13 protein-coding genes and 1 pseudogene are annotated in these 20712 nt (G+C 71.0%); 10 read left to right on the top strand and 4 right to left on the bottom strand.

Features of this window, described 5'->3' with window-relative positions:
* The first annotated feature begins 11 nt into the window (after positions 1-11).
* The 6 genes from B7C62_11875 to B7C62_11850 all read left to right on the top strand — a co-directional run bounded on the left by B7C62_11875 (position 12) and on the right by B7C62_11850 (position 7480).
* Complete coding sequence (locus B7C62_11875; GenBank protein ID ARF72889.1) at positions 12-689, top strand: DNA-binding response regulator; 678 nt, start codon at positions 12-14, stop codon at positions 687-689.
* 1 nt (position 690) lies between these two features.
* A complete protein-coding gene (locus B7C62_11870) occupies positions 691-2718 on the top strand; it encodes a two-component sensor histidine kinase (protein ID ARF72888.1) in 2028 nt (675 codons plus the stop codon).
* 28 nt (positions 2719-2746) lie between these two features.
* The gene (locus B7C62_11865; GenBank protein ARF72887.1) at positions 2747-4582 is read left to right on the top strand and encodes a hypothetical protein; all 1836 of its coding nucleotides are present in this window, start codon (positions 2747-2749) and stop codon (positions 4580-4582) included.
* Between the two features lie 175 nt (positions 4583-4757).
* Positions 4758-5486 (top strand): phosphoribosyltransferase, encoded by a 729-nt coding sequence (locus tag B7C62_11860; GenBank protein ID ARF72886.1) that lies wholly within the window; start codon positions 4758-4760, stop codon positions 5484-5486.
* A 349-nt stretch (positions 5487-5835) separates the two neighbouring features.
* Complete coding sequence (locus tag B7C62_11855) at positions 5836-6525, top strand: ribosomal subunit interface protein (GenBank protein ARF72885.1); 690 nt, start codon at positions 5836-5838, stop codon at positions 6523-6525.
* 184 nt (positions 6526-6709) lie between these two features.
* Complete coding sequence (locus B7C62_11850; GenBank protein ID ARF72884.1) at positions 6710-7480, top strand: DNA-binding response regulator; 771 nt, start codon at positions 6710-6712, stop codon at positions 7478-7480.
* An 18-nt stretch (positions 7481-7498) separates the two neighbouring features.
* On the opposite strand, the gene B7C62_11845 is transcribed toward B7C62_11850, so the two are convergent.
* Together B7C62_11845 and B7C62_11840 are read right to left on the bottom strand one after the other, a co-directional pair.
* Complete coding sequence (locus B7C62_11845; GenBank protein ARF72883.1) at positions 7499-8686, bottom strand: cytoplasmic protein; 1188 nt, start codon at positions 8684-8686, stop codon at positions 7499-7501.
* Between the two features lie 55 nt (positions 8687-8741).
* On the bottom strand, positions 8742-9353 hold the full coding sequence (locus B7C62_11840; protein ARF72882.1) for a GNAT family N-acetyltransferase: 612 nt from the start codon (positions 9351-9353) through the stop codon (positions 8742-8744).
* Positions 9354-9592: 239 nt separating this feature from the next.
* Here B7C62_11840 and B7C62_11835 point away from each other — a divergent pair, with 239 nt between their 5' ends.
* On the top strand, positions 9593-12415 hold the full coding sequence (locus tag B7C62_11835; protein ARF72881.1) for a preprotein translocase subunit SecA: 2823 nt from the start codon (positions 9593-9595) through the stop codon (positions 12413-12415).
* 68 nt (positions 12416-12483) lie between these two features.
* Here the strand turns inward: B7C62_11835 and B7C62_11830 are convergent, their stop codons facing one another.
* Positions 12484-12927, bottom strand: a complete 444-nt coding sequence (locus B7C62_11830; GenBank protein ID ARF77114.1) for a hypothetical protein — start codon at positions 12925-12927, stop codon at positions 12484-12486.
* 336 nt (positions 12928-13263) lie between these two features.
* Between B7C62_11830 and B7C62_11825 the strand changes: the two genes are divergently transcribed.
* The gene (locus B7C62_11825; protein ID ARF72880.1) at positions 13264-13770 is read left to right on the top strand and encodes a hypothetical protein; all 507 of its coding nucleotides are present in this window, start codon (positions 13264-13266) and stop codon (positions 13768-13770) included.
* A 57-nt stretch (positions 13771-13827) separates the two neighbouring features.
* Positions 13828-14506: pseudogene (locus B7C62_11820) on the top strand (phosphatase).
* 88 nt (positions 14507-14594) lie between these two features.
* On the opposite strand, the gene B7C62_11815 reads toward B7C62_11820, so the two are convergent.
* On the bottom strand, positions 14595-15176 hold the full coding sequence (locus B7C62_11815) for a peptidase (GenBank protein ARF72879.1): 582 nt from the start codon (positions 15174-15176) through the stop codon (positions 14595-14597).
* Between the two features lie 452 nt (positions 15177-15628).
* On the opposite strand from B7C62_11815, the gene B7C62_11810 reads away from it, so the two are divergent.
* On the top strand, positions 15629-20626 hold the full coding sequence (locus B7C62_11810; protein ARF72878.1) for an NAD-glutamate dehydrogenase: 4998 nt from the start codon (positions 15629-15631) through the stop codon (positions 20624-20626).
* Positions 20627-20712 lie beyond the last annotated feature (86 nt).

The raw sequence follows: 20712 nt of genomic DNA, 5'->3' as shown, positions 1-20712 counted from the left end.
TGATGTCGATTATGAAGGGACGCGTCCTTGTCGTCGACGACGACACCGCACTGGCCGAGATGCTCGGGATTGTGCTGCGTGGAGAAGGTTTCGAGCCGTCGTTCGTAGCGGACGGCGACAAGGCACTGGCCGCATTTCGTGAGGCCAAGCCGGACCTGGTGCTGCTCGACCTCATGCTGCCCGGAAGGGACGGCATCGAGGTGTGCAGGCTGATCAGGGCCGAGTCCGGTGTGCCGATCGTCATGCTCACTGCCAAGAGCGACACCGTCGATGTCGTGGTCGGCCTGGAATCAGGCGCCGACGACTACATCGTCAAGCCGTTCAAACCGAAGGAGTTGGTCGCCCGGATCAGGGCACGCCTGCGGCGGTCCGAAGAGCCCGCGCCGGAGCAGTTGACCATCGGTGACCTGGTCATCGACGTGGCCGGTCACTCCGTGAAGCGGGAGGGGCAGTCCATCGCCCTCACCCCGCTGGAGTTCGACCTGCTGGTCGCCCTCGCCCGCAAGCCGTGGCAGGTCTTCACCCGTGAGGTCCTGCTGGAGCAGGTCTGGGGCTACCGCCACGCGGCCGACACCCGCCTGGTGAACGTGCATGTCCAGCGGCTGCGCTCCAAGGTCGAGAAGGACCCGGAGCGGCCGGAGATCGTGGTGACCGTCCGTGGCGTCGGTTACAAGGCCGGGCCGAGCTGACATGGCTCGAGGCAGCGCCGCTCCGATCCCCGGGGAGCCGGGAGTCCGTGCGGAGCGGGCTGCCGGTCCGGGACGGAAGGCTTCTCGTATGAGCCGTTTCCTGCGGGGCGGCCGGTTGTTCCAGGACCGGACGCCCGGCGGGCCCGTACCGCGTCTGCTGATGCGGTGGGTACGCCGTCCGCTGCTGCCCGCCGTGCGGTTGTGGCGGCGCAATCTGCAGCTCCGCGTCGTCGCGGGCACCCTGCTGATGTCGATCGCCGTGGTGCTGCTGCTCGGCTTCGTCGTGATCGGGCAGGTCCGCAACGGGCTGCTCGACGCGAAGGGCAAGGCCGCCCAGACCCAGGCCGCCGGTGGTTTCGCCGCCGCCCAGGAGAGGGCGAACGCCTCCCCGGCCCCGGGCGGGCAGGGCACCGACGGGCCCGACGGCATGACCGCCAGCACCTCGTGGCGCACCGAGCTCGTCGACCAGCTCGCCAGCGGCGGCAAGAACGCCTTCAACGTGGTCGCACTCAGCGCGGACTCGGTGAGCGAGGGCGCGGGCAGCCGGGCCCCGCGCGGTTCGGGCAGCGTCGAGGCCGCCAGTGTGCCCGAGCGTCTGCGGCAGGACGTGGGCAAGGGGCAGGGCGCTTTCCAGACGTACTCCTTGATCAGGTATTCGAACGGCAACGAGTCCCAGCCGGGCCTCGTCGTCGGCAAGCGGCTCTACGACATCGACCAGCAGCCCTACGAGCTCTACTACCTCTTCCCGCTCACGCAGGAGGAGAAGTCCCTGGCGCTGGTCAAAACGACCCTGGCGACCGCCGGACTCTTCGTCGTCGTGCTGCTCGGGGCCATCGCCTGGTTCGTGGTGCGGCAGGTCGTCACCCCGGTGCGGATGGCGGCCGGCATCGCCGAACGGCTCTCCGCCGGGAAGCTCCAGGAGCGGATGAAGGTCACCGGCGAGGACGACATCGCCCGGCTCGGCGAAGCCTTCAACAAGATGGCGCAGAGCCTCCAGCTGAAGATCCAGCAGCTGGAGGAGCTCTCCCGGATGCAGCGGCGCTTCGTCTCCGACGTCTCGCACGAGCTGAGGACCCCGCTCACGACCGTACGGATGGCCGCCGACGTCATCCATGAGGCGCGCGCCGACTTCGACCCCGTCACCGCGCGCTCCGCCGAACTGCTCGGCGATCAGCTCGACCGCTTCGAGTCGCTGCTCTCCGATCTGCTGGAGATCAGCCGGTTCGACGCGGGCGCCGCGGCGCTGGAGGCCGAGCCGATAGACCTGCGGACCGTGGTGCACCGGGTGATCGGCGGCGCCGAACCCCTCGCCGAGCGCAAGGGCACCCGCATCCTCGTCGTCGGCGACGAGCAGCCCGTGATCGCCGAGGCGGATGCCCGGCGCGTCGAGCGGGTGCTGCGCAACCTCGTGGTCAACGCCGTCGAGCACGGTGAGGGCCGGGACGTCGTCGTACGGATGGGCGTGGCGCAGGGCGCGGTCGCCGTGGCCGTACGGGACTACGGGGTCGGGCTCAAGCCCGGCGAGGCGACCCGTGTCTTCAACCGGTTCTGGCGTGCCGACCCGGCGCGGGCCCGTACGACCGGCGGCACCGGCCTCGGTCTCTCGATCGCCGTCGAGGACGCCCGGCTGCACGGCGGCTGGCTCCAGGCGTGGGGCGAGCCGGGGGGCGGGTCCCAGTTCCGGCTGACCCTGCCGCGTACGGCGGACGAGCCGCTGCGCGGTTCCCCGATACCGCTGGAGCCCGAGGACTCGCGGCGCAACCGGGAGGACCGGGAGCGCGGCGAGGCGCCGACGGGCGAGAACCGGCTGGTGTCCGTACCGAACCAGTCCGGGGCGGCGGAGCGCTCGCCGCTGACCGTGCCGGGCCGCGCCGTCTCGGTGCCGCACCCGGCACCCGCCTCGGTGCACCCGGCCGCGCTGCCCGGCAACGGTGCCCGTGTGGTGGCGCGCCCGGCTCCGGAACGTTCCGGCGGCGCGGGTCTGCCGACGCAGGATTCCGACCAGGAGGACACCACTCGTGGGTACTGACCGCCGTCGTGGTGGGCCCGGACGCGGCGTGCGGACGTCCGCGCTGCTCGGCTGCTCCCTCATCGTGCTCGTCGGCTGCGGATCGATGCCGGTGACCGGGGACGTCAAGGCGGTCGACGCCTCGCAGCCGGGGGACTCCCAGGTGCAGGTGTACGCGGTGGAGCCCCGGGAGGGGGCGACGCCCAGCGAGATCGTCGACGGGTTCCTGGAGTCGATGACCAGCGACGACCCCGATTTCCGGACCACGCGCAAGTACCTGAGCGCGGACGCCGCCAAGACCTGGCAGCCCAGCGAGGGCACCACGGTGCTCGCCCAGGCCCCCAACCGGGGCGGTCCCCTGCTCCACGAGGAGGACCGCCGCGACGACGAGACCTCCTACACGCTGACCGGCGAGAAGGTGGCGGCGGTCGACGCCCAGAGCTCCTACCAGCCGCTCGCCCCCACCGACTACTCCCAGATGCTGCACCTGGTGCGGGAGAAGACGGCGGACGGCAAGAGCGAGTGGCGCATCGACATCGTGCCGGACGGCCTGGTCCTCGGGCAGTCCGACTTCAAACGGCTCTACCGTTCGGTCAACAAGTACTACTACGCCACCGGTCGGCCGAACGGGCAGCCGACGCTCGTCGCCGACCCCGTCTACGTACGCAACGGCACCGATCCGGTCACGCGGATGAGTACGGCCACGCAGACGGTCAGGACGCTGCTGGAGGGGCCGACGAACTGGCTGCGGCCCGTGGTCGACTCCCGGTTCCCCACTGGGACCGCCCTGCGCAAGGGCGTCGTCGCGCTGGCCCCCGACGACCAGAACGTGCTGAAGGTGCCGCTCAACGGCAAGGCCGACAAGGCGGGCCGGACGGCCTGCCGGATGATGGCCGCCCAGGTCCTCTTCACCCTGAAGGACCTGACCTCCGCGCGGGTCGAGCAGGTGGAGCTGGAGGGCACCCGGGGCCGGCTCTGCGCGCTGGACGCGGACGAGGCGGCGAAGTTCTCCTCCGACAGCGGCTCCGATGGGCCCGACAGCCAGTACTTCATCGACGCCAAGGGAAGGCTCCAGCGCATCCCCGGCGCCAACGAGGGCAGCGGCACCCCCGAGGTGGTCCCCGGCCCGCTCGGCGTCGGCACGGTCGTGATGGGCGCCGTCGGCGTGGCCCGGGACGAACAGCGGGCCGCCGCCGTCTCGGCCACCGGGCAGAGCCTCTACGTCGCCTCCCTGGACGCGGAGGGCCCGCTGCCCGAGCCCGTCGTGACCAGCACGGCCAAGAAGGCCGCCGACCGGCTGTCGGCGCCGAGCTGGGACGGGCGCGGTGACCTGTGGGTCGCCGACCGCGACCTGGCGGGCCCCCGGCTGCTGCGGCTGGTCAAGGGGGAGGGCGAGCCGCAGGAGGTCCGCGTCCCGGGCCTGGGCGGCGGGCGGATCGAGGAGCTGCGGCTGTCGGCCGACGGCGTGCGGATCGCCCTGCTGGTGAAGGAGGACGGGCGTACGACGCTGAAGATCGGCCGGGTGGAGCGGCGCGGGACCGAGGCGGCGCCCGAGATCTCGGTCGAGGAGCTGCGCCAGGCGGCGCCGCAGCTCACGGACGTGACGGCCATCTCCTGGTCGGGCCGCAGCCGCCTCGTGGTGGTCGGCAAGGAGTCCGGCGGCGTCCAGCAGGTGCGGTACGTGCAGGCGGACGGTTCCACGCCGTCCTCCGGCGCCTCCGGGGTGCTGCCCGGTGTGAACCAGGTCCGGAAGGTGGCCGCGGCGGACGACGAACTGCTTCCGCTGATGGCGGAGACCGAGGGCGACGGCATCGTGAAGCTCTCGCCCGGGGACAACTGGCAGACGGTCCTGGAGGAAGGCACCTCGCTGGTCTACCCGGGCTGATCCGGAAGGGTTCGCCCGGGCTGGTCCGGAGGGCTCGCCCGGGGTGGGTCCGACGGGTTTGCCCGGGCTGGTCGGGAGGGTTCGCCCAGGTGGGGCCGACGAGGGTGCCCGGGGTGGTCCGGAGGGTTTTCCACAGGGGTGGTCCGGTCCTCGGGCGGCCGGGCACAGTGGAGCCGTGCGGGATTGGTGGCGGGAGGTCTGCGGCCTGGTCCTGCCGGTGTCCTGTGCGGGCTGCGGCAGACCGCGTACGGAGCTGTGCGCGGTGTGCGGGGCCGCGCTGAGCGGTGCGCCGCCCCGTCGTGTGCGCCCCTCGCCCCGGCCCGCCGGACTGCCGGTGGTCCATGCGGCGGCGCCCTACGAGAACGCCGTACGCGCGGTGCTGCTGGCCCACAAGGAGCGCGGGGCACTCGGGCTCGCCGGACCGCTCGGACGGGCCCTGGCGGCCGCCGTACGGGCCGGGACGGGGCGCATGGGAGCCGAGGGGCCCCTGCTGCTGGTCCCCGTTCCCTCCGCGCGCCCGGCGACCGCCGCGCGCGGCCATGATCCGGTGCGCCGGATCGCCCGGGCGGCCGCGGACGAACTGCGGCGCTCGGGCCGGCCCGCCCGGGTGCTCCCGGTCCTGCGGCAGCGCCGCGCGGTGGCCGACCAGTCGGGTCTGGGGGCGTACCGGCGGCGGCTGAATCTCGCCGGGGCGCTGGAGGTGGCGACCGGGGGAGAGCGGCTGCTCGTCCCCGGGAGGGTGGTCCTGGTGGACGACCTGTTGACGACGGGATCGACGCTGGCCGAGGCGGCGCGGGCCGTCACCGAGGTGCTCGGGGGCGGCCGGGGCCCGGCGGGCGGCGATGTGTGCACGGCGGCGGTCGTCTCTGCTTCTCCGTCTGCCTTCGAAATAAACCGGAACTGAGCGAGAACTTGCGTCGTTGCAGGTAATGAGAGGGCAAAACCCCCTGAACGGAGGTAAGTGCCGGTAGCGGGTGCCGATACCCCGGTGCGCAGGCTATGTTCGGTGGTGAGGAGCGGTGAAGACCGAACCTCGATGAATGCACCTTGAGGTTTCGGGCAGGTAACTCACCGATGGACCGGCAGGCGCTGCCGATGGACGGGAGCGGTCGAGCCGGTGGGGTAGTGACCTCTCCGACGGGGGAGGAGGAGGCGAAAGTCACCGAGTCCGAGGCCCCTGGGAATCACCGGGGGCTGGTGCAAAAGGGAGACGCCCCGTCTCGAAGCGGGGCGATCCGGGAACGGAGTTCTGCGTGGACATCGTCGTCAAGGGCCGCAAGACCGAGGTGCCCGAGCGGTTCCGCAAGCACGTGGCCGAGAAGCTGAAGCTGGACAAGATCCAGAAGTTCGACGGCAAGGTGATCAGCCTCGACGTCGAGGTGTCCAAGGAGCCGAATCCCCGTCAGGCCGACCGCTCCGACCGGGTGGAGATCACGCTCCGCTCGCGCGGCCCGGTCATCCGGGCGGAGGCGTCGGCGGGTGACCCCTACGCAGCGCTCGACCTGGCCACCGGAAAGCTGGAGGCCCGGCTGCGCAAGCAGCACGACAAGCGCTACAGCCGCCGGGGCAACGGCCGTCTGACGGCGGCCGAGGTCGGGGACGTGGTGCCGGGTGTCGCCTCGTTCGACGAGGACGGCGAACTGGTCGGCGAGCAGCCGGCGGAGCCCGTACCGACCACGAAGGTCGGATCGATCGAGGTGCAGGGCGAAGGGCCTCTCGTGATGCGCGAGAAGACCCACACCGCCGCACCCATGGCGCTCGACCAGGCGCTCTACGAGATGGAACTGGTCGGGCACGACTTCTACTTGTTCGTCGACTCCGAGACGAAGGAGCCCAGTGTCGTCTACCGGCGGCACGCCTACGACTACGGCGTCATCCACCTGAGGACCGACCCGCTCGCCGCTGACGAAGCGGGCGGCGCGGGCGGCGCGCTCGGCGGCTGACGCCATCCGCCCCGGTGCCCCTGGAGCGTTTTCACGCCACCGGGGGCACCTGCGCGGGGGCGCGGGACCACCGCTTGGGTGTCCCGGCATGGAATCATGGCGTTCCAGGCCAATCGGGGTTCGGTGAAACGCCGTTGGCGGACGACCGATGACTATCAGGCCGTGGCCTTCAGGGGGAGGAACGATGGCGGACACCTTCGGGCCCGTGCGCGATGCGAGGGGTCCCGGCGCTGCGGGAGGTCCCGGCGACGGCGGTGCCCACACCGACGGCGAACCGGACGGCCCCGCGCGCAAGGAGCCCATCCGGGTCCTCGTGGTCGATGACCACGCCCTCTTCCGCAGGGGCCTGGAGATCGTCCTCGCGCAGGAGGAGGACATCCAGGTCGTCGGCGAGGCCGGGGACGGCTCGGAGGCCGTCGACAAGGCTGCTGACCTGCTGCCCGACATCATCCTGATGGATGTGCGGATGCCCAAGCGCGGTGGCATCGAAGCCTGTACCTCCATCAAGGAGGTGGCCCCCAGCGCGAAGATCATCATGCTGACGATCAGTGACGAGGAGGCCGACCTCTACGACGCGATCAAGGCGGGTGCCACCGGATACCTCCTCAAGGAGATCTCCACCGACGAGGTCGCGACCGCCATTCGCGCCGTCGCCGACGGGCAGTCCCAGATCAGCCCCTCCATGGCCTCCAAGCTGCTCACCGAGTTCAAATCGATGATCCAGCGCACCGACGAGCGGCGGCTCGTCCCCGCCCCCCGGCTCACCGAACGGGAACTGGAAGTCCTCAAACTCGTGGCGACCGGCATGAACAACCGGGATATCGCCAAGGAGTTGTTCATTTCCGAGAACACGGTGAAGAACCACGTCCGCAATATCCTGGAGAAACTCCAGCTCCACTCCCGCATGGAAGCCGTGGTCTATGCCATGCGGGAGAAGATCCTGGAGATCAGGTAGCCGTCGCGGCCCGGCCCCTCAGCGGTAGGCCCGCTGGAGAGCCCGGCCGATCTCGTCCCTGAGCGGGTCACGCAGCTCCGGGGCGTCGATCCGCTCCAGCCGGATGTCCGTACAGCCCACCCAGGCCGCCGCCTCCACCAGGGCCTCGGCCATCGGGACCACGGCCTTCGGACCGGCCAGGGACGCCTGCCGGGCGACCAGCGTGGTGCCCTCGCGCGCCGGGTCGACCCGGCCCTGGAGCTTCCCGCCCGCCAGCAGCGGCATCGCGAAATAGCCGTGGACCCGCTTCTGCTTGGGGACGTACGCCTCCAGCCGGTGTGTGAAGCCGAAGATCCGCTCGGTCCGCGCCCGCTCCCAGACCAGGGAGTCGAACGGCGACAGCAGCGTCGTACGGTGGCGTCCGCGCGGCTCGGTGGCCAGCGCCTCGGGGTCCGCCCAGGCGGGCTTGGCCCAGCCCTCCACCGTCACCGGCACCAGCCCCGAGTCCGCCACCACCGCGTCGAACTCCTCGCCCCGCAGCCGGTGGTAGTCCGCGATGTCGCCGCGGGTGCCCACCCCCAGCGACCGGCCCGCCAGCGCGACCAGCCGCCGCCTGCACTCGGCATCGCTCAGGTCGTCGTGGAGCACGGTGTCCGGGATGGCCCGCTCGGCCAGGTCGTAGACCCGCTTCCAGCCGCGCCGCTCGGTGCACACCACCTCGCCGTACATCAGGGCCCGCTCCACGGCGACCTTGGAGGCCGACCAGTCCCACCACTCCCCGCCGTTCTTCGCGCCGCCGAGCTCGGTCGCCGTCAGCGGGCCCTCGGTGCGCAGCTGCTTGATCACCGTGTCGTACACACCGTCGGGCAGATCGTGGTGCCAGTGCGGGCGGGAGCGGTAGGCGCGGCGGCGGAACGCGAAGTGCGGCCACTCCTCGACGGGCAGGATGCACGCGGCGTGCGACCAGTACTCGAAGGACCGGCCGCCCGACCAGTACGCCTCCTCCACCGTGCGCCGCCCGACCGCCCCGAGCCGGGCGTAGGGGATCAGCTCGTGCGAGCGGGCCAGCACCGAGATGGTGTCCAGCTGGACGGCCCCGAGGTGGCGCAGCACCCCCGGCACCCCCGCCCGGCGGTCCGGGGCCCCCAGGAAGCCCTGGGCGCGCAGGGCTATGCGGCGGGCCTGGTCGGCGGAGAGTTCGACTGCGGGAGAGGGCACAGGCGTCATACGTCGAACCCTAGACCGCACCACTGACAGCGACGGCGGGAGAACGGCCGCCGCCTCACCGCGCGGAGTCGGGCGCGGCACCGGGCCGCTCGGCGTGCCGCTCGGGGAGGTACGGACGGGAGCCGGGAAGCCCCAGGTCGGAGGGGAGCAGGGCCGCCGTCCAGGCGTCACGCCGCACCCCCTTGTTGAGCAGCCCGGACCGCTGCTCGCCCTCCAGCCGGAACCCCGCCCGCAGGGCGACCGCGCGCGAGGCCAGGTTGCCGATCTCGGCCCGCCACTCCAGCCGGTCCGCCCCGAGCGAGGAGAAGGCCCAGCGCGCGGAGCCGAGCACCGCCTCGGTGGCGTATCCGCGGCCGCGGTGCTCCTTCGCGGACCAGTAGCCGACCTCGTACGTCCCCGGTCTGCTGCGGCGGTCGATGCCGAGCGCCCCGACGAGCGTCCCGCTCCCGCGCAGCACCAGGGCGAAGCTGTACGAGGAGTCGTCGTGCCAGCCGCCCGGGGCGAGGGTCGCGGTGAACAGCTCCGCGTCGGTCAGCCGGTACGGGGAGGGGATCACCGTCCACCGCTGGATGTCCGGGTCCTGGCAGGCCGCGTGCACCTTGTAGGTGTCCTGCGGGCCGAACGGCCGCATAAGAAGGCGTCGCGTGGTGAGAGTGATCGGCTCCATACAGTGATTCTGGTGAGCGGGAACGCGCGATGCGAGCACTTTCCGGGCTTCCCGGCACCTTCCGCGCCCCTCGTCCGTTGTCCGTAGAGGGTGCGGCGAGGTCCACGCGACGGCAGCCCTCCCGACGCGGTGGTGTCCTCGCTTACGATGGCCGTTGCGGTGGGGCCCACCTGCCGTGCCCGCGCCAGAGTCCATCACACGACCAGTGCCAGGCCCGACCGGCAAGGAGACCAGCCTCAGTGTCCGTCTTCAACAAGCTCATGCGTGCAGGCGAAGGCAAGATCCTGCGCAAACTGCACCGCATCGCGGACCAGGTCAGCTCCATCGAAGAGGACTTCGTCAACCTCTCCGACGCCGAGCTGCGGGCGCTCACCGACGAGTACAAGGAACGGTACGCGGACGGCGAGAGCCTGGACGACCTGCTCCCCGAGGCGTTCGCCACGATTCGCGAGGCCGCCAAGCGCGTCCTCGGGCAGCGCCACTACGACGTACAGATCATGGGCGGAGCCGCCCTGCACCTCGGCTATGTGGCCGAGATGAAGACCGGTGAGGGCAAGACCCTCGTCGGCACCCTGCCCGCGTATCTCAACGCGCTCTCCGGCAAGGGCGTGCACCTGATCACGGTCAACGACTACCTGGCCCAGCGCGACTCCGAGCTGATGGGCCGGGTCCACAAGTTCCTGGGTCTCTCCGTCGGCTGCATCGTCGCCAACATGACCCCGGCCCAGCGCCGCGAGCAGTACGCCTGCGACATCACGTACGGCACGAACAACGAGTTCGGTTTCGACTACCTCCGCGACAACATGGCGTGGTCCAAGGACGAGCTCGTCCAGCGCGGCCACAACTTCGCCGTGGTCGACGAGGTCGACTCGATCCTCGTCGACGAGGCCCGTACGCCGCTGATCATCTCCGGCCCGGCCGACCAGGCCACCAAGTGGTACGGCGACTTCGCCAAGCTGGTCAAGCGCCTCACCAAGGGCGAGGCGGGCAACCAGCTCAAGGGCATCGAGGAGACCGGCGACTACGAGGTCGACGAGAAGAAGCGGACCGTGGGCATCCACGAGCCCGGCGTCGCCAAGGTCGAGGACTGGCTCGGTATCGACAACCTCTACGAGTCGGTCAACACCCCGCTCGTCGGCTATCTGAACAACGCCATCAAGGCGAAGGAACTGTTCAAGAAGGACAAGGACTACGTCGTCATCGACGGCGAAGTCATGATCGTCGACGAGCACACCGGCCGTATCCTCGCCGGCCGCCGCTACAACGAGGGCATGCACCAGGCGATCGAGGCGAAGGAAGGGGTGGACATCAAGGACGAGAACCAGACCCTCGCCACGATCACCCTCCAGAACTTCTTCCGCCTCTACGACAAGCTCTCCGGCATGACCGGTACGGCGATGACCGAGGCCGCCGAGTTCCAGCAGATCTACAAGCTCGGCGTGGTGCCGATCCCGACGAACCGGCCGATGGTCCGGGCCGACCAGTCGGACCTGATCTACCGCACCGAGGTCGCCAAGTTCGCCGCCGTCGTCGACGACATCGCCGAGAAGCACGAGAAGGGCCAGCCGATCCTGGTCGGCACCACCTCGGTCGAGAAGTCCGAGTACCTCTCGCAGCAGCTCTCCAAGCGCGGTGTCCAGCACGAGGTCCTCAACGCCAAGCAGCACGACCGGGAGGCGACGATCGTCGCCCAGGCCGGCCGCAAGGGCGCGGTCACGGTCGCCACGAACATGGCCGGCCGAGGCACCGACATCAAGCTCGGCGGCAACCCGGACGACCTCGCCGAGGCGGAGCTGCGCCAGCGCGGCCTCGACCCCGTGGAGAACGTCGAGGAGTGGGCCGCCGCGCTGCCCGCCGCGCTGGAGGCGGCCGAGCTGGCCGTGAAGGCGGAGTTCGAAGAGGTCAAGGAGCTCGGCGGGCTCTACGTGCTCGGCACCGAGCGCCACGAGTCGCGCCGCATCGACAACCAGCTGCGCGGTCGTTCCGGCCGTCAGGGCGACCCGGGCGAGTCCCGCTTCTACCTGTCGCTGGGCGACGACCTGATGCGCCTGTTCAAGGCCCAGATGGTCGAGCGCGTCATGTCGATGGCGAACGTCCCGGACGACGTGCCGATCGAGAACAAGATGGTCACCCGTGCCATCGCCTCCGCCCAGTCGCAGGTCGAGCAGCAGAACTTCGAGACGCGTAAGAACGTCCTGAAGTACGACGAGGTGCTCAACCGGCAGCGCGAGGTCATCTACGGTGAGCGCCGCCGCGTCCTGGAGGGCGAGGACCTCCAGGACCAGATCCGGCACTTCATGGACGACACGATCGACGACTACATCCGGCAGGAGACCTCCGAGGGCTTCGCCGAGGAGTGGGACCTGGACCGGCTGTGGGGCGCCTTCAAGCAGCTCTACCCGGTGAAGGTCACCGTCGAGGAGCTGGAGGAGGCAGCCGGGGACCTGGCGGGTGTCACCGCCGAGTTCATCGCCGAGTCGGTCAAGAACGACATCCACGAGCAGTACGAGGAGCGCGAGAAGACCCTCGGCTCCGAGATCATGCGTGAGCTGGAGCGGCGCGTGGTCCTCTCCGTGCTGGACCGCAAGTGGCGTGAGCACCTCTACGAGATGGACTACCTCCAGGAGGGCATCGGCCTGCGGGCCATGGCGCAGAAGGACCCGCTGGTCGAGTACCAGCGCGAGGGCTTCGACATGTTCAACGCCATGATGGAGGGCATCAAGGAGGAGTCCGTCGGCTACCTGTTCAACCTGGAGGTCCAGGTCGAGCAGCAGGTCGAGGAGGTTCCCGTGCAGGACGCGGCCGAGCGCACCTCGCTCGCCAAGGAGGGTGCTCCCGCCGCGCGTCCGGAGATCCGTGCCAAGGGCCTGGAGGCCCCGCAGCGCCCGGACCGGCTGCACTTCTCCGCTCCCACGGTGGACGGGGAGGGCGGCATCGTCGAGGGCGACTTCGCCACCGACAGCACCGGTGCCACCCGGTCCACCGACGGCATGACGCGTGCGGAGCGCCGCAAGGCCCAGAAGAGCAGCGGTGGCGGCGGCGGTCGCCGTCGTAAGAAGTAGCACCAGCGGTGCCGCACCGGCCGGGGCCGGACACCACACGGTGTCCGGCCCCGGCCGCGTTGCCGGGGTCACCGCGGGCCCGGTCCGGCGGGGACGAGGCGCTCGCCGCCCAGCTCCACGGCCGCGCAGCGCCAGCGGTGGTCGGGGCCCTGTTCCAGGCGGAAGGCCATGGCCCGCACCCGGTCGCCCGCCGCGATGCTGGCGAACGCCTCGACCACCCCGGTGGCGGGCTGGGCGCCGTGGCAGTGGCGCAGGACCGGGCGGGCGCCCCGGGCGGTCCCGAGCGGGGTGCTGGGGGCCAGTTCGGCGAGCTGGTCGTAGGCGTCGCCGACGGTGTGGCCGAGCATCCAGTGCACCGGGCGCTGGCCGCTGAGGACCGCGAGCAGCCGTTCGGCGAACCACTGGTGGGGCCGGGGCGGGCGGTGCGGCTGGTGCCGGGACCGCTGGGGAGGTACGGCCCTGGGCCTGCGCTGGTCGCGTCGGCCGGCGGGCCTCGTGCTGCCCGTGCGCATGTTCGCGGGCCTCGTGCCGCCCGTGCCCATGCCCGCGGGCCTCGTGCTGTCCGTGCTCATGTCCATCGCCCCCGTGAACCGGGCCCGGCGAATACCGGGCAGTAACTTGTGCTGGGGACCTTCTACGGGGACGTCCGACAACACCGCAAGGGGCCTCCGCACCCGGTCAGGGGCCCGGCCGGATTCACCTGTCAGGGGCGCGGCCCTTGTGCCGCAAGGGCCGGAGCGGGGGTGACGGGGCGCTGCGGGTGGACACGGGCCCCCGGTTGCCGGAACCCGAAAGGGGACGGGCCCCACGTATCCTGAAGGCGTCTCCGACTACGAAAGCGGCCTGCCATGCGCGTGTACGTCCCCCTGACCCTCTCCGGTCTCGCAGCGGCGCACGCGTCCGGAGAGGTCGGGCCTGGGCCGCTCACGGCCTACGCGGTGACGCCCGGGCTGCGTGAGTGGTACGTCTCCGACGACATCGAGGAGCTGGAGTACGCGGCGCTCAGCCGGGCCGCCGCCGCCTCGCTCCGCCTGATCGCCGGAAACCCGGACGAGGCCCGCCGCCGTATCGTCGTCGCCGTCGACGTCCCCGACGGGGCCGCCACCGCCGACCCCGACCACGGGCTGAGCACGGCCTCGCTCGGCGAGGTGCGCATCGCCACCGCGCTGCCGCTGGCCAAGGCCGCCGCGGTGCACGTGGACGCCGACGAGGCCGAGAAGGACGTGGCCGCCGCCGCGGCGGCCCTGGGGGCGGCGGACCTCGGTGACGACGACGCGCAGTTCACGGTGGACGGGGCGGAGGACCACGAGCTGCTCTGGTTCGGCGTCCAGGAGATTCCGCAGCTCATCGGCTGAAGCCCTGCGTACGGCCGGAGCTTCTGCGTTGTCAGAGCCTGCGGGTACGTTTTCTGTATGACACCCGGGAAGACACGCACGCACCTGGTCTGGGACTGGAACGGCACGCTGCTCGACGACATCCATGCCGTCATCCACGCGACCAACGCCGCCTTCGCCGAGGTGGAGCTGGCGCCGCTCACCCTGGAGCAGTACCGGGAGATGTACTGCGTGCCCATACCCCGCTTCTACGAGCGGCTCCTCGGCCGGCTGCCCACCGAGGCCGAGTGGGAGCGGATGGACGACATCTTCCACCGGTACTACGCGGAGCGCCGGGTCGCCTGCGGGCTCACCGCCGGGGCGGAGGACCTGCTCGCGCAGTGGAAGCTGGCCGGGCACAGCCAGTCGATCCTGAGCATGTACGGGCACGAGCACCTCGTGCCGGTCGTGCGGGGGTACGGGATCGAGTCCCACTTCGTCCGCGTCGACGGGCGGACGGGCCCCTCGGGCGGGAGCAAGGCGCTCCACATGGAGCGGCACTTCGAGGCGCTGGCCGGAGTGGGCGGGATATCCCCCGGAGAACTCGGTGGTCATCGGGGACGCGGTGGACGACGCGGTGGCGGCGGCGCATGTGGGGGCGCGGGCGGTGCTGTACACCGGGGGGTCGCACAGCCGCAGCAGCCTGCTGGCCGCGGGGGTGCCGGTGGTGGACAGCCTGGGGGAGGCGGTGGCGCTGGCGGAGACGTTCTCCGCGTAGCGGGGGGGCGCGGTGGGGGTGGCCGTGCAGGGGCGGTGCGGCGGGGCCCGTGGCGCGGGATGCGGGGCGCTGCCCCGGACCCCGGTCCTCAAGCGCCGGACGGGCTGGATGTGGGCGATTGGGCGCGCAGCACCCTCAGGAACTCCCGCATCCATGCCGGGTGGTCCGGCCAGGCCCGGGACGAGACCAGGGGGCCGTCCACCACCGCCTCCGTGTCCCGGAACGTGGCGCCCGCGCTCTGCATGTCGGGTTCCAGCGCGGGGTACGCGGTGACGCGCCGGCCGCTGAGGTGGTCGGTGGCGGCCGTGATCAGGGGGCCGTGGCAGATCTGGGCGACCGGGAGGTCCGCCGAGAAGAAGGCGCCGACGATCTTGCGCAGTTCGGCGTTGTTGCGGAGGTACTCGGGGGCCCGGCCCCCGGGGATCACCAGGGCGATGTAGGCCCCGGGGTCCACCTCGGAGAAGGCCAGGTCGGCGGGGAGGGTGTAGCCGGGTTTCTCCGTGTACGTGTCGTAGCCGGGTTCGAAGTCGTGGACCACGAAGCGCAGCGTCTTGCGTTCGGGGGCCGCGATGTCGACCTCGTACCCCTCCTCCAGCAGCCGCTGGTAGGGGTAGAGCACCTCGAGGGACTCGGCGGCGTCGCCGGTGACGATGAGGATCTTCTCGGGCATGGCGCGCTCCTCGGTCCGGCTCCGTCGACAGGGCTGCCTCCGGCTCTATGGACAGGTTGCCCCCGGTTCCGCGCCTTCGCCAAAGGAGGAGTCGGTGTGTCGGCAGTGTGACGGCACAAAGCACCGCACTGTCCGAAGTGTCAAAGTTCGATGTCTTCTTTTGTACACATGCGGCTCATGACGGGGTGGGGTGGAGGGGCGATAGCCTGGTGCCGTGATCAGCGCGATACGCCTCGGGGGCAGCGAAGCCCCCGGCCGCCGCCCGGAGTGCCACCGCACCCGGGCGATCCGCGATCTCCCGACCCCGGACCGGCCGTCACAAACGGCCCATGTGGTCCCGGGTGACTCTCGAAGCGGCATAGCGTCGGACCGGACCGGAAACCCCGTGTCGTGGCGGTACGTCGTTTTTCTCACCTACGTCACGCAACGGCGCGCGACAGGAGCCAGAGGACATGCAGACCAAGCTGGACGAAGCCAAGGCCGAGCTGCTCGCACGGGCCGCCCAGGTAGCTGACAACAGCCCGGGCGGTGGTGTCGGTGGCCCGGGCGGTACCCCCCGGGTGCGCGTTGCCGCCGCCGGGGCCGACGAGGACACCCGTCCGGGGCAGGACGCGGTGCTCGCCTACCTTCAGCGCTACTACCTGCATACGGCTCCCGAGGACATCGGCGGCCGTGAACCGGACGACGTGTACGGTGCCGCCGCCTCGCACTACCGGCTGGCCGAGAACCGTCCGCAGGGCACCGCCAACGTCCGCGTGCACACCCCGACCGTCGAGGAGAACGGCTGGACGTGCAGCCACTCCGTCGTCGAGGTCGTCACCGACGACATGCCGTTCCTGGTCGACTCCGTCACCAACGAGCTGTCCCGCCAGGGGCGCGGCATCCACGTCGTGATCCACCCCCAGGTCACCGTCCGCCGTGATGTCACCGGCAAGCTCATCGAGGTCCTCTCCGGCGGCCCCGGCATCCCGCGGACCGCCAAGGACGGCAAGGGCACCCGGGCCGAGCTGCCGCACGACGCGCTCGTCGAGTCCTGGATTCACGTCGAGATCGACCGCGAGACCGACCGCGCCGACCTCCAGCAGATCACCGCCGACCTGCGCCGCGTCCTGTCCGACGTACGGGAGACCGTCGAGGACTGGGGGAAGATGCGCGACGCCGCCCTCCGGATCGCCGACGACCTGCCCGGCGAGCCGCTGGACGACCTTGCCGACGAGGAGGTCGAGGAGGCCCGCGAGCTGCTGCGCTGGCTGGCCGCCGACCACTTCACCTTCCTCGGCTACCGCGAGTACGAGCTCAAGGACAGCGACGCGCTCGCCGCCGTACCCGGCACCGGCCTCGGCATCCTGCGCTCCGACCCGCACCACAGCGAGAGCGAGGACCACCCGGTCAGCCCGTCCTTCGACCGGCTGCCCGCAGATGTCCGCGCCAAGGCCCGGGAGCACAAGCTCCTCGTCCTGACCAAGGCCAACAGCCGGGCCACCGTGCACCGCCCGAGCTACCTCGACTACGTCGGCGTGAAGAAGTTCGACGCCAAGGGCAACGTCGTCGGCGAGCGCCGCTTCCTCGGCCTCTTCTCCTCCGCCGCCTACACCGAGTCCGTGCGCCGGGTGCCCGTCATCCGCCGCAAGGTCGCCGAAGTAGTGGAGGGCGCGGGCTTCTCGTACAACAGCCACGACGGCCGCGACCTGCTCCAGATCCTGGAGACCTACCCGCGCGACGAGCTGTTCCAGACCCCCGTCGACCAGCTCCGCTCCATCGTCACCTCCGTCCTCTACCTCCAGGAGCGCCGCCGCCTCCGGCTCTACCTGCGCCAGGACGAGTACGGGCGCTACTACTCCGCGATCGTCTACCTGCCGCGCGACCGCTACACCACCGGCGTGCGCCTGCGGCTGATCGACATCCTCAAGGAGGAGCTCGGCGGCACCAGCGTCGACTTCACCGCCTGGAACACCGAATCGATCCTCTCCCGGCTGCACTTCGTCATCCGGGTCCCGCCGGGCACCGAGCTGCCGCACCTCACCGACGCCGACGCCGACCGCATCGAGGCCCGCCTCGTCGCCGCCGCCCGCTCCTGGGCCGACGGCTTCGGGGAGGCACTCAACGCGGAGCTGGGCGAGGAGCGCGCCGCCGAGCTCCAGCGGCTGTACGGCCACTCCTTCCCCGAGGGCTACAAGGCCGACCACTCGCCGCGCGCCGCCGTGGCCGACCTGGTCCACCTCGAAACGCTCCGGGAGGGCGAGAAGGACTTCGCCCTCAGCCTCTACGAGCCGGTCGGCGCGGGCCCCGGCGAGCGCCGCTTCAAGATCTACCGGACCGGTGAGCAGGTCTCCCTCTCCGCCGTCCTCCCGGCGCTCCAGCAGCTCGGTGTCGAGGTCGTCGACGAGCGTCCGTACGAGCTGCGCTGCGCGGACCGCACACACGCCTGGATCTACGACTTCGGGCTGCGGATGCCGCAGACCAACGGCCACACCGGCCACCTCGCCGACGACGCCCGCGCCCGCTTCCAGGAGGCGTTCGCCGCCGTCTGGCGGGGCGAGGCGGAGAACGACGGCTTCAACGCGCTGGTCCTGGGCGCCGGGCTGAACTGGCGCCAAGCCGTGGTGCTGCGTGCCTACGCGAAGTACCTGCGGCAGGCCGGTTCGACCTTCAGCCAGGACTACATGGAGTCCACGCTCCGCAACAACGTCCACACCACCCGGCTGCTCGTCTCGCTCTTCGAGGCCCGGATGTCGCCCGGCCGCCAGAGCGCGGGCACCGAGCTCACCGACGGACTCCTGGAGGAGCTCGACGGGGCGCTGGACCAGGTCGCCTCCCTCGACGAGGACCGGATTCTGCGGTCCTTCCTCACCGTCATCAAGGCGACGCTGCGCACCAACTTCTTCCAGAAGGCGGACGACGGCACTCCGCACAGCTATGTCTCGATGAAGTTCGACCCGCAGGCCATCCCGGACCTGCCCGCGCCCCGCCCGGCGTACGAGATCTGGGTCTACTCGCCGCGTGTGGAGGGCGTCCACCTGCGCTTCGGCAAGGTCGCCCGCGGCGGGCTGCGCTGGTCGGACCGGCGGGAGGACTTCCGTACGGAGGTGCTCGGCCTGGTCAAGGCGCAGATGGTGAAGAACACCGTCATCGTCCCCGTCGGCGCCAAGGGCGGCTTCGTCGCCAAGCAGCTGCCGGACCCGGCCGTGGACCGGGACGCCTGGTTCGCCGAGGGCATCGCCGCCTACCGCACCTTCATCTCGGCGCTCCTCGACATCACCGACAACATGGTGGCCGGTGAGGTCGTGCCGCCCGCCGACGTCGTCCGCCACGACGAGGACGACACCTACCTCGTGGTCGCCGCCGACAAGGGCACCGCGAGTTTCTCCGACATCGCCAACGAGGTCGCCGTCGCGTACGGCTTCTGGCTCGGCGACGCCTTCGCCTCCGGCGGTTCGGCCGGGTACGACCACAAGGGCATGGGCATCACCGCCCGGGGCGCCTGGGAGTCCGTCAAGCGGCACTTCCGGGAGCTGGGCCACGACACCCAGACCCAGGACTTCACCGTCGTCGGCGTCGGGGACATGTCCGGTGACGTGTTCGGCAACGGGATGCTGCTCTCCGAGCACATCCGCCTGGTCGCCGCCTTCGACCACCGGCACATCTTCATCGACCCGGCCCCGGACGCGGCCACCTCGTACGCCGAGCGGCGCCGCCTCTTCGAGCTGCCGCGCAGCTCCTGGGCCGACTACAACACGGAGCTGCTCTCGGCGGGCGGCGGCGTCCACCCGCGCAGCGCCAAGTCGATCCCGCTGAACAACCACATCCGCGAGGCGCTCGGCATCGACCCCTCGGTGGGCAAGATGACGCCCGCCGAGCTGATGCAGGCCATCCTCAAGTCCCCCGTCGACCTGCTGTGGAACGGGGGCATCGGCACCTATGTCAAGGCCGCCTCCGAGTCGAACGCCGATGTCGGCGACAAGGCCAACGACGCGATCCGCGTCAACGGCGAGGAGCTGCGGGCCAAGGTCGTCGGCGAGGGCGGCAACCTCGGCGCCACCCAGCTCGGCCGGATCGAGTTCGCCCGCAGCGGCGGCCGGATCAACACCGACGCGATCGACAACAGCGCCGGTGTGGACACCTCCGACCACGAGGTGAACATCAAGATCCTGCTCAACGGGCTCGTCCGGGACGGCGACATGACCGTCAAGCAGCGCAACAAGCTGCTCGCCGAGATGACCGACGAGGTCGGCGCGCTCGTCCTCCGCAACAACTACGCGCAGAACGTCGCCCTCGCCAACGCCTCCGCCCAGGCCCCCTCCCTCCTCCACGCCCAGCAGCGCTTCATGCGGCGCCTGGAGCGCGACGGGGCGCTCGACCGGGAGCTGGAGTTCCTCCCCGCCGACCGGCACATCCGCGAACTGCTCGGCAACGACACGGGGCTGACCCAGCCCGAGCTGGCCGTGCTGATCGCCTACACCAAGATCACGACGGCGGACGAGCTGATCTCCACCGTCCTGCCCGACGACCCGCACCTCCAGAAGCTCGTGCACGCCTACTTCCCGACCCAGCTGCGCGAGCGGTTCCCCGAGGCGGTCGACGGGCATGCGCTGCGCCGCGAGATCATCACGACGGTGCTGGTCAACGACACGGTGAACAGCGCCGGTTCGACCTTCCTGCACCGGCTCCGCGAGGAGACCGGGGCGTCGATCGAGGAGATCGTGCGGGCCCAGTTCACCGCCCGCGAGCTCTTCGGGCTTTCGCAGGTGTGGGACGCGGTCGAGGCGCTCGACAACCGGGTCGACGCCGAGGTCCAGACCCGTATCCGGCTCCACTCGCGCCGACTGGTCGAGCGCGGTTCGCGCTGGCTGCTGGGCAACCGGCCGCAGCCCGTCGCCATCGCGGAGACCATCGAGGTGTTCCGGGACGGGGTCGAGCAGGTCTGGAACGAGCTGCCCAAGCTGCTGCGGGGTGCGGACCTGGACTGGTACCACTCGATCCTGGACGAGCTGACCTCGGCGGGCGTGCCGAGCGAGCTGGCGGTGCGGGTCGCCGGGTTCTCCTCCGCCTTCCCGGCGCTGGACATCGTGGCCATCGCGGACCGGACGGGCAAGGACCCGCTGGAGGTCGCCGAGGTGTACTACGACCTCGCGGACCGGCTGCGGATCACCCAGCTGATGGACCGGATCATCGATCTGCCGCGGGCCGACCGCTGGCAGTCGATGGCCCGCGCCTCCATCCGCGAGGACCTGTACGCGGCCCACGCGGCGCTCACGTCGGACGTGCTGAGCGTCGGGGACGCCGCGGCCACTCCGGAGGAGCGGTTCGTGGCGTGGGAGGAGAAGAACGCGGCGATCCTCGCCCGGTCGCGGGCGACGCTGGAGGAGATCCAGGGGTCCGACGCGTTCGATCTGGCGAACCTGTCGGTGGCCATGAGGACGATGAGGACGCTGCTGCGTACGCACGCGTAGGAGTCCGTACGGTGGTGAGGGGGCCGGGGCCTGTCAGGGCGCCGGCCCCCTCGGCGTAAGGTCCGTCCGCGACCGCCGGGCTGTCC

Origin of the sequence: Kitasatospora albolonga, assembly GCA_002082585.1 — a bacterium.
GTDB classification, from domain to species: domain Bacteria; phylum Actinomycetota; class Actinomycetes; order Streptomycetales; family Streptomycetaceae; genus Streptomyces; species Streptomyces stephensoniae.
Note: the sequence above shows the minus strand (reverse complement) of the source record. Positions and strands in the feature narration are given on the sequence as shown.